The following is a 12,553-nucleotide window of genomic DNA, read 5'->3' as shown; positions in this document are numbered from 1 at the left end:
CTCAGGTCTCCCTGTCCTCAAGGACGTACCCCATGCCGCGCACGGTGTGCAGCAGTTTCTTCTGGAAGGCGTCGTCGATCTTGCCGCGCAATCGCCGGACAGCGACTTCGACTACGTTCGTGTTGCTATCGAAATTCATGTCCCATACCTGCTCCGCCAGCGCGGCGCGAGAGAGAACCTGCCCATGTCGGCGCAGCAGCAAGGTGAGCAACGCGAACTCCTTGGCCGTCAGGTCGAGCCGCTGCCCCGCTCGCGAAGCCTTGCGCCGCACCAGATCGATTTCGAGATCCGCCATGCGAAGCACCATGGTTTGCTGGCTAGTCGGCGTCAAGGTACCGCGCCGCAACAAAGCCTGCACGCGTGCAAGCAGTTCGGAGAGGGCAAACGGCTTCACAAGGTAGTCGTCGGCGCCCGCCTGCAGTCCTCTGACCCGGTCCTCGACCTTGTCTCGCGCGGTCAACATCAAGACCGGTACATGTTTGTCCCGGCGCAGCTCGCGCAACACGGCATAGCCATCCAGGCCCGGCAGCATGACGTCGAGGAGGACGAGATCGTAATGCCCGTCGTTTGCGAGGCGGCGGCCCTCGGTCCCGCTGTGGGCGACATCCACGATGTAACTGCTTTCCGTGAGCGCCCTGCGAAGGTATTCGGCGAGCTTGGGCTCGTCTTCAACGACCAGAATTTTCATGCACGGATTATCGCGGAGACCTTGGCGCCATGACATTACGAAATCGTAATCCGGCAGTTCGCGATCTGACGAGGTTGGGCGGCTAAAGTCAGCGCCGTGTTCGGTGCAGGAGCCCCCCGGGCCGCCGCAGCCGTGCGCTTCATCTCACGTTGAACGAAGGAGTCTCACCATGTCGAAGATCCGCACCACAGCCACCCTTTCGCTCCTCGCTGCCATGCTCAGCGTACCTGCAGTCGTACAGGCGAATTCGCTGTGGCATCCTGCTCCCGGAGAGCAGGGCTTCACATTCCACCCCGATCACTCTACGAGCACGAAGACCCGGGCCGAGGTATTGCGCGAACTTGAGCAGGCGAAGGCCGATGGGAGCTATTTTTATCTCCAGCGGGGCCTCCCGGTGCCGTCGCGTGTGAGCGGACCCGGCAAAACCCGTGAAGAGGTCATCAAGGAGCTCACCAATATGACGCCTCAGGAGCGCAGGTACATGAATGATCTGTACCGTGGTTCATGATGTGCTCGGCCAGTGCGATCCGCCGGATGGTTCCGATGCGTCGCACTGGGCGTCTCAGCAAGGTGCCCGCTGCGTTGCAGTTCGCAAGACTCGTTCTCGACCATGAACCGCCCTTATCGCTAGAATTCAGTCCATGCGTCGTTGGTTTGCAATCTTCCTGCTCGTCCTGCTGCCCGTCCAACTGGGATGGGCGGCGCTGGGCGTCTACTGCGCACATGAATCAGGTGCCGCTGCGAACCATTTCGGACACCACGAACACCGCCACACTGCGGGCGACAGCGTTGACGAGAAAGGCAGTCCGGCCAAGGGGGCGCACGTGGATTGCGCGTCCTGCCACGGGATTGGCTCCGCAACGCTAGCGAGCGCGTCGGGCGCGATTTGCCCCGGTGGTTTGAACTCCCAGCCAATCGATACGCTTTCAGCGTGGCAGCTTGCGGAACACGCCGCAGAGCCCGACCGTCCAAAATGGGACCGCCCAGCCTGATCGGCAGGGCGGTCGCCTTACTCCCCTTTCCCGAGTTCCTGCCGCTTTGAGCGGCCGGTTCGCGCGTCTGTTGCGATCGAATTGATCCCCCTCTGCCGATTCCCCGTGTCTTTCCATCAACGGAGAATTGGATGTTTCAGATATTTCGTATCAAGTGGCTGGCTGGCATTTTTCTCGGTCTCGCGGTCAGCGGCGCCTGGGCGCAGCAGCCCACGGTGCCGGTTTCGAGTGACACGCTGTCGCTGAGGCAGGCTTTCGAGGCAGCCTGGGCGCGTCAGCCTGAAGCCCGGTCGCTCACGACCCAGCAGGAGGCGGCGCAGGCCCGCCGCGACAGTGCCGACAGTTGGCTCGTCGAGCCGCCCGCCCTCGAGGTGGCAGGCAAGACGGATCAATTCGACCGCAATCGCGGAAGCCGCGAATACGAGATCGGTGTGGCGATGCCGATCTGGCTGCCGGGCGAACGTTCCACTACCGCAGCGCTCGCTGCGGCCGAACTGAATGCAACCACGAGCCGCGCCCGCGCCGCGCAGTTGCGCACTGCCGCAGCGGTACGCACGGCCTACTGGGATTGGCGGCGAGCCTACATCGACCTCACGCTGGCCAGGGAAGGTCTCGCGAATGCCCGCGAACTAGTCGATGACGTGAGTCGGCGTGTGAAGGCTGGCGATCTTGCGCGCGCAGACCAGCATCAGGCCGACGGTGCGCTAGCCACGGCGGAGACGGTCGTCGCCGCCGCTGAAAGCGCGCTCGCAGAGACCGGACAGGAGTTGCGCGCGCTCACTGGCGTCGCGCCGGAGCGGATCGCCAGTGGGCTTCCCACGCCCGAGCCCATATCCTCCGCCGCGATCCCGATCGACACGCTCGAAACGGCTCATCCGGCGATGGCTGAGCTACGAGACAAGGTCAGCGTTGCGCGGCGCGCGATGACGCTTGCCAGTGTTCAGGGCCGCGCGAATCCTGAACTGACTCTCGCGACCACGCGTGAGCGAGGCGCCTCGAGTGAGCCCTGGGAGCAGACGGTCACAGTGGGTTTGCGCATTCCGTTCGGCTCCGATTCACGCAGTCGTTCGCGCGTCGCCAGCGCCAGTGCGGAAGCGATCGAGGCCGAGGCGCAGCTTCAGATCGAGCGTGAGCGTTTGCTGGCTGAAACGGATGTGGCTCGCGTACGCGTCGAGTCGGCAAGGCAGCAACTCACTGCCACCGAGCGGCGCGCCGAACTTGCTCAGGCGTCACGCGGCTTCTTCCAGAAGGCGTTTCGCCTCGGCGAGGCCGATTTGCCGACCCGCCTGCGCATCGAGTTCGAGGCGGCCGAGGCCGAACGCCAGCTTGCCCGTGCTCACATCGACCTGGCAGCCGCCATCTCGGCTCAGCGCCAAGCGCTGGGTCTGCTTCCCGAATAAACGATAGGAACCCCCACATGAGAAACGCTCACAACTTGGCGGCATGGAGCCTTGCTGCAGTGCTTGCCGGGTTTGCCCCGCAGATCCTGGCCGGTGACGGACACGACCACGGTGAGTCGCCCGCACCCACGGCCGGTCCGGCACTGCCGCGATTCACTGCCGTCTCTGAACTCTTCGAAATGGTCGGCGTGGTCAATGGCAAGAACCTCACCGTCTATCTCGACCGTTTCGCCGATAACAGTCCGGTCAAGGACGCTAAGGTGGATCTGGCCCTCGATGACACTGCGATTGCACTCGAGCCCCATGCCGACGGCGAGTTCGAAGCCACGCTGCAGGACTCGCTCAAGCCTGGCGTCGTGTCCGTCACAGCGACCGTCGTGGCCGGCGAGGACGCCGATCTGCTCGCCACAGAACTTGATGTGCACGAGGAGCTTGCGGCCGTGACGCACGAGGAAACAACCGAAACCGGCATGAAACCGTACGCAACCTGGGCCGGCGCAGGGGTGCTCGTGCTGGGCCTCATCGGCTGGGCAGCGCTTCGCAGGGGAAGCTCCCGCAATCGATCGACTGGAGGTGCCGCATGAAGCTTAGCGTCCTGATTGCTGCTCTGGCGCTGGTATCGGCCAGTGCCTCGTGGAACGCCTTTGCCGGCGAAGGCCATGATCATGGCGATCAAGGTCCGGCTGTTGCGGGAGGCAATGGGCCACAACGGCAAGCCGATGGCAGCGTCTTCCTGCCCAAGCCGGCTCAACGCCAGATCGGCGTTCGCACGTTGATCACGGAAACCGGTGAATTGCCGCGTACCACCGCGCTGGCTGGCAAGGTGGTCATGGACCCGAACGCAGGCGGGAAGGTGCAGGCCATGATGGCTGGGCGCCTGGAGGCGGGCCCGCATGGCTTGCCGAGCGTCGGACAGACCGTGAAGAAGGGTGACGTACTGGCTCACGTCATTCCTTCGATCGATCAGATCGAACGGTCTAACCAGCTCGCGCAACTCGCCGAACTGCAGGCGGCGAGGGCGCTTGCGGAGAAGCGCCTTGCGCGCCTGAAGGAGCTCGCCGACACCGTCCCGCGCAAGGAGATCGAGTCTGCTGAAAGCGAAGTTGCCAGTCTGGCTGCCCGATCGAGAGCGATCGGTGGTGGCCTGAATGCGCGCGATGTCCTTACTGCACCTGTCAGCGGTGTGATTGCCTCTAGCAACGCCGTGTCAGGCCAGGTCGTCGATGCGCGCGAGCTCGTGTTCGAGATCGTCGACCCGAAGCGGCTGCGCATCGAGGCGCTCGCCTACGATCCCGAGGTCGCGGCAGATGTTGCCTCGGCAACCCTCGCCGTTGGCGAACAGCGGATTCCGCTCACTTTCATCGGTGCCGCCCGCAGCCTGCGCGAGCAGGCCTTACCCCTTGCCTTTACGGCCGACGGTGATGCGCTGACCCGGCTTGCCGTGGGACAACCTGTCGAGGTTTACGTGCAGACGCGCAGCACGCAGCAGGGTGTAAGCGTTCCCGCAGCATCGGTGCTGAAAAATCCGGCAAACCAGACCATCGTCTGGGTCAAGACGGCGCCCGAGCGTTTCGAGTCGCGAACCGTCACCATCGCGCCACTGGACGGCGTGAATGTCGCGGTGACGTCTGGCCTCGAAGCCGGTGAGCGGGTCGCCACGCGTGCCGCCACGCTGATCAACCAGATCCGCTGACGGGGAGCACATCAGATGTTCAAGTGGCTACTCGACAACAGCCTCGGGAACCGGCTGCTGGTGATCATCGCCAGCCTGGTCCTGATGGCCTACGGTGCGTTCACGCTTTCGCGAACACCCGTGGACGTATTCCCGGATCTCAACAAGCCAACGGTCACGATCATGACCGAGGCCGGTGGCATGGCAGCAGAGGAGGTCGAGCAACTCATCACCTTCCCGCTTGAGACGACCATGAATGGTTTGCCCGGCGTGGAGTCCGTGCGCTCGACCTCGAGTTCGGGGCTGTCTTTCATCTACGTGACCTTCGACTGGAGCACAGAGATCTTCCGCGCACGGCAGATGGTGTCGGAACGTCTCTCGGCCATGGAGGAAGGATTGCCTGAAGACGTGATCCCGCGCATGGGGCCGATCAGTTCGATCATGGGCGAGATCATGCAGATCGCGATTCCGATCGACATTGCGAAGATCACGCCGATGCAGGTCCGCGAGTACGCCGACTGGATCCTGCGCCCTCGCCTCATGGCAATTCCCGGCATCGCGCAAGTCATCCCGATCGGCGGGGAAGTGCGGCAGTTCCAGGTCCAGCCTGACACCCGCCGAATGGCCGAGCTCGGCGTTTCGCTGGAGCAGTTGGAAGGTGCGATCAGAGGGTTCTCGTCGAACACTTCGGGGGGCTTTCTCGAACTGAACGGTCGCGAATACCTCATCCGCCACCTCGGGCGGACCTCGAGCCTGGACGATCTTAAGAACCTCGCGATCACGGCACGTGATGGCCAGCCGATCCTGCTGCGTCAGATTGCATCCGTTACCTTCGCGGCGGCACCCAAACGGGGGGACGCCGGCTTCGAGGGCAAACCGGCCGTGATCCTTGGCATCCAGAAACAGCCTACGGCAGACACCATTCACCTGACGCGCTCGATCGAAACTGCGCTCGAAGAGATGAAGAAATCGCTTCCGGCGGGGATGGAAGCGCCGGAGGTGACGTTCCGTCAGGCGACCTTCATCGAAGCGTCGATCACCACGCTACAGGGCAAGCTGATTGGCGCATCGGTATTCGTTGCGGCGATCCTCTTCTTCTTTCTGGGCACCCTGCGTCCAACGATCATCGCGCTCACCGCGATCCCCGTATCCATCTTCATGACGGCCCTTGTCTTCAAGTATTTCGGGCAGTCGATCAACACGATGACGCTAGGCGGTCTTGCGATTGCGATTGGCGGGCTGGTCGATGATGCGGTTGTGGGCGTCGAGAATGTGCTGCGACGCTTGAAGGAGGATCGTTCGAAGCATCATGATCATCGGCTGCATCCGATCGAACTCGTGGCCCGCGCGACGATGGAGGTGCGCTCGGCGATCCTTTACGCGACGATCATCATCGTGCTGGTGTTCCTGCCACTCTTTGCGCTGCCCGGCATGGAGGGGCGGCTATTTGTGCCGCTCGGCGTGGCGTTCATCGTCTCCACGCTCGCATCGTTGATCGTCTCGGTCACCGTGACGCCGGTGCTGTCCTTCTACCTGCTTCCCCGGATGAAATCTCTCGATCACGGTGACACGCGCCTGCTCGCCTGGCTCAAGGCGCGCTATCGCGGGACGTTGCAGGGGGTGCTCGAGCATCCCAAGGCGGCCCTCGCAGCGGGTGGGGTTGCAGTGGTGATCGCTGCCGCTGCGGTACCGTTTTTCCCGACGACTTTTCTGCCGCCGTTCAACGAAGGGACCTTGCTGATCGGCATGCGACTCAACCCGGGCGTCACCCTGGCAGAGTCGACAGCGCTCGCGCAACAAGCGGAAGTGCTCGTGAAACAGGTTCCCGAAGTGACACACGTCGGACGTCGAAGCGGACGGGCCGAGCTTGACGAGCATGCGGAAGGCGTCCACGTCAGCGAGCTCGATGTGGGACTAAGGCCTGCCGGTGAGTTGACCCGCTCGATGGGTGAGATCACCGCCGATATTCGGTCGCGGTTGGTCAATCTGCCGGCGGCAATCGCGATCGGGCAACCGATCTCGCATCGCATCGACCACATGCTGTCGGGCGTGCGCTCTCAGATCGCAATCAAGATTTTCGGCGAGGATCTCGATAGCCTGCGCGGACAGGCTGACGTTTTGCGAACGCGGCTTGCAGCCATCCCGGGGCTCGCCGACCTGGAGATCGAGAAGCAAGTGCTCGCCCCGCAGATCAAGGTGCGGATCGACTATGCAGCGGCAGCCCGTTACGGCGTACCAGCGCCGCAGATTCTGGCCGCGCTGCAGAACCTCGTCGAGGGCGAGAAGGTCACCCAGATCGTCGAGGGTGGCCGGCGGTTCGCATTGGTCGTGCGTCTGCCCGAAACGGCGCGATCGGTCGACGGGCTGGCACAGATACTGATCGAAACGCCGACCGGACATGTGCCCTTGTCGAAGCTCGCGTCAATCGAGGATGGAGACGGCCCGAACCAGGTGAGCCGAGATGACGGCAAGCGCCGCATCGTGCTCTCGGCCAACGCGCAGCAACGTCCGCTCTCGGAGGTCGTCGAGGACATCCGCGCCGTCGTGGCCGACCTGAAGTTGCCCGAGGGTTACTTCATTACCCTCGGCGGGCAGTTCCAGGCCCAGGAAGAGGCTTCCCGGCTCGTCGGGTTGCTGTCGATCGTCTCGCTTGTGCTGATGTTCGTCGTGCTCTACAGCCGATACAAGTCGGTTCGACTCTCGGCCCTCATCATGGCGAACATCCCGCTCGCGCTGGTCGGGGCAGTGATTGGTCTGTGGATCTCAGGTCAGCCGTTGTCGGTCGCGGCACTCGTCGGCTTCATCACGCTCGCGGGTATTTCGGTGCGCAACGGCATCCTCAAGGTCAGCCATTACCTTAACCTGATGCGAATCGAGGGCGAGGGTTTCGACCACTCGATGATCTTGCGCGGCTCGATCGAGCGTCTGTCGCCGGTGCTGATGACCGCGCTGGTCACTGCGTTTGCGCTTGCACCGCTGCTGTTCGAGGCTGAGCGCCCGGGTACCGAGATTCTGCATCCGGTTGCCGTGGTGATCTTCTCGGGCCTTATCAGTTCGACTCTGTTGGATACCTTCCTGACCCCGGCAATGTTCTGGCTCTTCGGTCGCCGTGACGCTGAACGTCTGCTCGACGATCGGAACGCCGAGGCATTCTGACGCTGCTCACCTCCCCCTGCACAAACCTGAAAGGAGAAACCATGAAGTTCGTACCATTTGTCGCCATTGCTGCCCTTGTGGCAGTGGGCCCCACCTTTGCAGCGGAAAAACATGACGATACGCATGCACATGAATCGTTGCATGGAGGGGTAGTAGTCGAGGTCAAGGATCTCGACCTCGAGCTCGTCGCCAAGCCAGAGGTGATCCAGTTGCATGTTCGCGATCACGGCAACCCGGTCGATGTGACCAATGGCAGCGCAAAGCTCACGCTACTCTCCGGTGCAGAAAAGCAGGAGGTTGAGCTCAAACCAGCGGGGGATCGGCTCGAAGCCAGGGGCAGTTTCCGTGTTGGCGCGGGAACCAAGCTGATTGCGGTTGTCGCCCTTTCGGGCAAACCCTCGACCACCGCGCGCTTCAACTTGAAATGACGCGATACGACCGCCTGTGGCAATTACGCAGCAGGTGGCCTTCTCAATTGAACGAAGCAGATCAAATGAAAAGATCGATAGCAGTAGGCTTGGTCCTTATGGCAATGGGTGTTTTGACGGGGTGTGCGACATCGATCGTGCACGAGGGCAAATACGCACAGAGCGACGGTTGGCGCGAGGGAACGGTCGTCGAAATCGGTCCCGCAAAGGACCTGCAGCGACCCGCGTTCTATGACTGCCGAGACCAAGTATCCGAGAAGGAAAATGACGTCAGCTACGTAACGATCGCATTCCTACGAAATGGCCATCCGTACGCGCGGACCGCGAAGCTACCTACCGAATCGAAGCTGCGGGTGGGAGACAAGGTCTACGTCAACATCAAGGATTGCACTGCACCGATTCCAGCACGCAGTTCCTGATTCACGGCTTCCCACGAATTCGCCCGACGGTCCGATTCTGACTGGCAGTTCATCCCGGACCGTCGCGCTTCCCGCCATCTAGACTGCAGGCGCTGAAGACCGACTCGATGCACGAAAAACGAACACAATGGTGGTGGCTGATGGCCGCCTGGGCCGTGGCCCTGATATCCACCTTGGGCGCGCTCTTCATCGGCGAAGTGATGGGCATGATGCCCTGCGTACTGTGCTGGTACCAACGCATTGCCATGTTTCCGCTCGCCCTCATCCTCGGCATGGCCGTGTTCGCCGACGATCGGCGCGGCGCCGTGTATGCGATGCCGTTCGCGCTCGCTGGCCTCGCCCTCGCGGCCTATCACAGCGCGCTGATCGCCGGCTGGGTGCCGCAGTGGTGGGTGCCCTGCGGCACCGGCCCGTCGTGCAGCCAGCAGGCGCTGGTCATCCTCGGCGACATCCAGATTCCCTGGCTGTCGCTGGCGGCGTTCCTTGCCATCGCCGCCGCTCTGACGATCTATCTCCAAAGGACCCGTGCATGAACAAAAGAAAACTGCTAGCCCTCGCCGTGCTCCTGGTCCTCGGCCTGGCGTTCTACTTCGGCATGGACGCCTATCGCGACCGCACACAGGCCGGTCAGGATGCTCGCGTCGATGTGGAACGAAACCGCCTCGTGCGGATGCACGCCCCGATCATCGGGCCGCAGAACGCGCCGGTCACCATCGTCGAGTTCTTCGACCCGGCGTGCGAGACCTGCCGCGCCTTCTATCCGATCGTCAAGCAGATCATGGCCCAGCATCCGGGCAAGGTTCGGCTTGCGCTGCGCTATGCCCCGTTCCACCACGGCTCGGATCAGGTGGTGAAACTGATGGAGGCTGCGCGCAAGCAGGGGCTCTACTCCCCGGTGCTCGAAGCGCTGCTGGCCGCGCAGCCGGAGTGGGCCGACCATGCGGCGCCCAATCTCGATCTCGCCTTCGAAGCAGCCGCGCGCGCCGGCCTGGATATGGGTCGTGCTCGCCAGGACATGGAGACGCCCGAGATCCAGGCGGTGCTCGCGCAGGACGTCGAGGACCTGACTGCGCTGCAGGTGAGCAAGACACCCACCTTCTTCGTCAATGGACGCAGTCTGCCGAGCTTTGGTCCCGAACAACTGGCACGCCTGGTGGCGGAGGAGGTTGGCACATCACGCCCGTAACCGGCTGCTGGCACGGTGGAGGGGGCGACGGGAGCGACCGCGTTCAGCGTGACCTGTTCTTGAGGGGCTGCCTGGTCTGGCGAGGTGGCGCTAGCCCCGCCCGTACTGCGCTTCAGTCCGCCGCACGCGGCGGCCAGTTCTGGACGGACAGAGCCATGCTCTGGTTTGAGATCGCATCTCGCGGAGGCGTCGCCACCGCTCAGGCGGGGTCATGAACAACATCTACGTCCTGCACGCGCTGCTCGCGGCCGCCTTGTTCGGTGCGAGCACCCCGTTTGCCAAACTGCTCGTTGGCGAGATGTCGCCCTGGTTGCTGGCGGGGCTGCTGTACGTCGGGAGTGGCGTTGGGCTGGCGATGGTGCGGCTGATCCGCGACCGGGCATGGCGACCTTCGGGTCTCGTCAGGGGCGAATGGCTCTGGCTGCTTGGCGCAATCTTCTTCGGCGGGGTGCTTGGGCCCCTCGCATTGATGTTCGGCCTGACACGTACCAGCGGCTCGACGGCTTCATTGCTGCTCAACCTCGAGGCGGTGCTGACTGCCTTGATCGCCTGGGTCGTCTTCAAGGAGAACGCAGACCGACGCATCGTGCTCGGCATGCTCGCCATCGTGGCGGGCGGGGCGGTGCTCTCCTGGTCGGGCGGTCATGCGGGGACGAGCGACTGGCTTGGGCCGCTTGCGATCGTCGCTGGCTGCCTGTGCTGGGCGATCGACAACAACCTGACGCGGCAGGTGTCGGCCTCGGATCCGCTGTTCATCGCGGGCGCGAAGGGCGCGGTGGCGGGGACCGTCAACGTCGGGCTGGCCTTTATGCTCGGCGCGAGCCTGCCGGGTGGCACGATCCTGGTTGGGACCATGGCCGTCGGCCTGCTCGGCTACGGGATCAGCCTGGTGCTCTTCGTACTGGCGCTGCGCGGCCTGGGCGCGGCCCGCACGGGTGCCTACTTCTCGACCGCCCCCTTCATCGGCGCGGTCGTTTCCCTTGCGGTGCTCGGCGAGTCGGCCTCGATGGCGTTCTGGATCGCTGCGGCCCTGATGGGTTGGGGCGTTTGGCTGCATCTCACCGAGCGCCACGAGCACGAGCATGTGCACGAGCCGATGGAGCACCGTCACCGCCATATTCATGACGCGCACCACCAGCACGAGCACGTGATCCCGTGGACGAGCGACGAGCAGCATGAGCACTGGCATCGGCACGACGTGCTGGCCCACAAACACCCGCACTTCCCGGACATCCACCACCGACATTCACATTGAGTGGCGGCAAGCACCCATGGTCCAGCGCAGCGCTTCCTTCACCCACCACCACTAATCGGTTGGCGTCCAGTGCCCTTTGTTTGCTGCCAGTGCTCGTCATGGCGGCGATGGTGACGGCTCCACGTTCCGGGGAGCCGAACCATGCGCCTGTCCGCTCGTTTCCGTAGCCATCTTGCCATCTACGGTGCGATAGCGAGCTTAGTCTTGGCCGCCGGCTGCGCCACGACCACCGCCTTGCCCGCGCCGGCTGCAGCACCCACGCCCATCGCCTCGGCGCCGGCGCCGGGCTTCGTTCCGGTGGCGCGCTACGGCCGTTACACGCTGGTCGAGCTGGTGCCGGAACCCGCGCAGCGTGATCTCTTGCAGCAGGCGGTGGAGGCCTCCATTCCGCCCATGCTCGATGCCAGCGTGGGCGATGCCATGCGCCATGTGCTCCTGCGCTCCGGCTACCGGCTCTGCGATGCGGCCGAGGTCGCCACGCTCTACGCGCTGCCGCTGCCCGCCGCACACCTGCACCTGGGCCCGATGACACTACGCGATGCCTTGATGACCCTTGCCGGCCCCGCCTGGGAGCTGTCCGTCGATGACTTGAGCCGCCAGGTCTGCTTCAGCCGACACGGTGCTCCCTCCCTCCTTTCCGCCAACCCGCCCGGCATTGCCACGCTCGTGCCGGACGCCGACCGGCCCGAGGAGCTGCAGCCATGACCTTTCCCGAAGCGCCATACGAGCGCACCCCACGCACGCGCTGGTTCAGGACCGCCGCCGCCTTCTGGCTGCTGCTCATCAGTGCCGCGGCACTCATCAACAGCATCGGCCTGTCGCGGCTCGCCGAGCAGATCCAGGGCAGCGCACAGGATGCGCAGGCCAATGCGCTGGGACTGCGCGTCGCCGATCTCGAACAACAGGCCGAGGCGGACAAGCGCCGGCCGGTGCCGATCAGCCATACCGAATTCGCCACCGCGCGGCAGGCACTGGACGAACGGATGACGCGCCTCGAAAAAGCGGAGGAGGCGAGGGCCCTGGCCGTCGACCTGCAGACGCTGCAGGGGCGCGTGAATCGAATCGAAGCCCGCCTGGAAAAGATCCGGCAGGTGGCACCCGCCGCTCGTCCGCGCGCTCCGGTTGTGATGAGGCCCAAGGTGCCGGAGCCGCCGTTCCGGGTGCTCGGCGTGGAACTGCGGGGAGGCGAGCGCCTTCTATCGATCACCTCCACCGCCGCGGCCTCGCTCGCGGGCGCCCGGCTGCTGCGCGAGGGCGATGTCGAGGGCGGCTGGCAACTGCAGTCCATCGAGGCGCAGGCCGGCGTGTTCCAGGTGAGCGGCCAGACGCAGCGCGTTGCGGTGCCGTAGCTGCTGGC

12 protein-coding genes are annotated in these 12,553 nt (G+C 64.0%); 11 read left to right on the top strand and 1 reads right to left on the bottom strand.

Annotated features, from left to right (window positions below):
• Position 1: 1 nt before the first annotated feature.
• Positions 2–688 (bottom strand): heavy metal response regulator transcription factor, encoded by a 687-nt coding sequence (locus ACZ5PP_RS02095; RefSeq protein ID WP_464826674.1) that lies wholly within the window; start codon positions 686–688, stop codon positions 2–4.
• A gap of 169 nt (positions 689–857) precedes the next feature.
• On the opposite strand from ACZ5PP_RS02095, the gene ACZ5PP_RS02090 reads away from it, so the two are divergent.
• From ACZ5PP_RS02090 to ACZ5PP_RS02040, 11 genes are all read left to right on the top strand, one after another.
• On the top strand, positions 858–1,196 hold the full coding sequence (locus ACZ5PP_RS02090) for a DUF4148 domain-containing protein (protein WP_464826673.1): 339 nt from the start codon (positions 858–860) through the stop codon (positions 1,194–1,196).
• A 615-nt stretch (positions 1,197–1,811) separates the two neighbouring features.
• Positions 1,812–3,080, top strand: a complete 1,269-nt coding sequence (locus tag ACZ5PP_RS02085; RefSeq protein WP_464826672.1) for a TolC family protein — start codon at positions 1,812–1,814, stop codon at positions 3,078–3,080.
• Between the two features lie 17 nt (positions 3,081–3,097).
• Positions 3,098–3,664 (top strand): hypothetical protein, encoded by a 567-nt coding sequence (locus ACZ5PP_RS02080; RefSeq protein WP_464826671.1) that lies wholly within the window; start codon positions 3,098–3,100, stop codon positions 3,662–3,664.
• On the top strand, positions 3,661–4,773 hold the full coding sequence (locus tag ACZ5PP_RS02075) for an efflux RND transporter periplasmic adaptor subunit (RefSeq protein WP_464826670.1): 1,113 nt from the start codon (positions 3,661–3,663) through the stop codon (positions 4,771–4,773). Before ACZ5PP_RS02080 ends, ACZ5PP_RS02075 begins: the two co-directional genes overlap by 4 nt.
• 15 nt (positions 4,774–4,788) lie before the next feature.
• The gene (locus ACZ5PP_RS02070; protein WP_464826669.1) at positions 4,789–7,908 is read left to right on the top strand and encodes an efflux RND transporter permease subunit; all 3,120 of its coding nucleotides are present in this window, start codon (positions 4,789–4,791) and stop codon (positions 7,906–7,908) included.
• Positions 7,909–7,949: 41 nt separating this feature from the next.
• Positions 7,950–8,336 (top strand): hypothetical protein, encoded by a 387-nt coding sequence (locus ACZ5PP_RS02065; protein WP_464826668.1) that lies wholly within the window; start codon positions 7,950–7,952, stop codon positions 8,334–8,336.
• A gap of 526 nt (positions 8,337–8,862) precedes the next feature.
• Positions 8,863–9,288 (top strand): disulfide bond formation protein B, encoded by a 426-nt coding sequence (locus tag ACZ5PP_RS02060; RefSeq protein ID WP_464826667.1) that lies wholly within the window; start codon positions 8,863–8,865, stop codon positions 9,286–9,288.
• The gene (locus tag ACZ5PP_RS02055; RefSeq protein WP_464826666.1) at positions 9,285–9,941 is read left to right on the top strand and encodes a DsbA family protein; all 657 of its coding nucleotides are present in this window, start codon (positions 9,285–9,287) and stop codon (positions 9,939–9,941) included. Before ACZ5PP_RS02060 ends, ACZ5PP_RS02055 begins: the two co-directional genes overlap by 4 nt.
• A gap of 211 nt (positions 9,942–10,152) precedes the next feature.
• The gene (locus ACZ5PP_RS02050) at positions 10,153–11,196 is read left to right on the top strand and encodes a DMT family transporter (RefSeq protein ID WP_464826665.1); all 1,044 of its coding nucleotides are present in this window, start codon (positions 10,153–10,155) and stop codon (positions 11,194–11,196) included.
• 141 nt (positions 11,197–11,337) lie between these two features.
• Positions 11,338–11,901: a PFGI-1 class ICE element type IV pilus protein PilL2 gene (gene pilL2 / locus ACZ5PP_RS02045; RefSeq protein ID WP_464826664.1), complete on the top strand. Its 564-nt coding sequence runs from the start codon at positions 11,338–11,340 to the stop codon at positions 11,899–11,901.
• Positions 11,898–12,545, top strand: coding sequence for a hypothetical protein (locus ACZ5PP_RS02040; RefSeq protein ID WP_464826663.1), 648 nt, complete (start codon positions 11,898–11,900; stop codon positions 12,543–12,545). Before pilL2 ends, ACZ5PP_RS02040 begins: the two co-directional genes overlap by 4 nt.
• Positions 12,546–12,553 lie beyond the last annotated feature (8 nt).

The sequence above is a fragment of the Thauera sp. DNT-1 genome, assembly GCF_055393985.1.
Note: the sequence above shows the minus strand (reverse complement) of the source record. Positions and strands in the feature narration are given on the sequence as shown.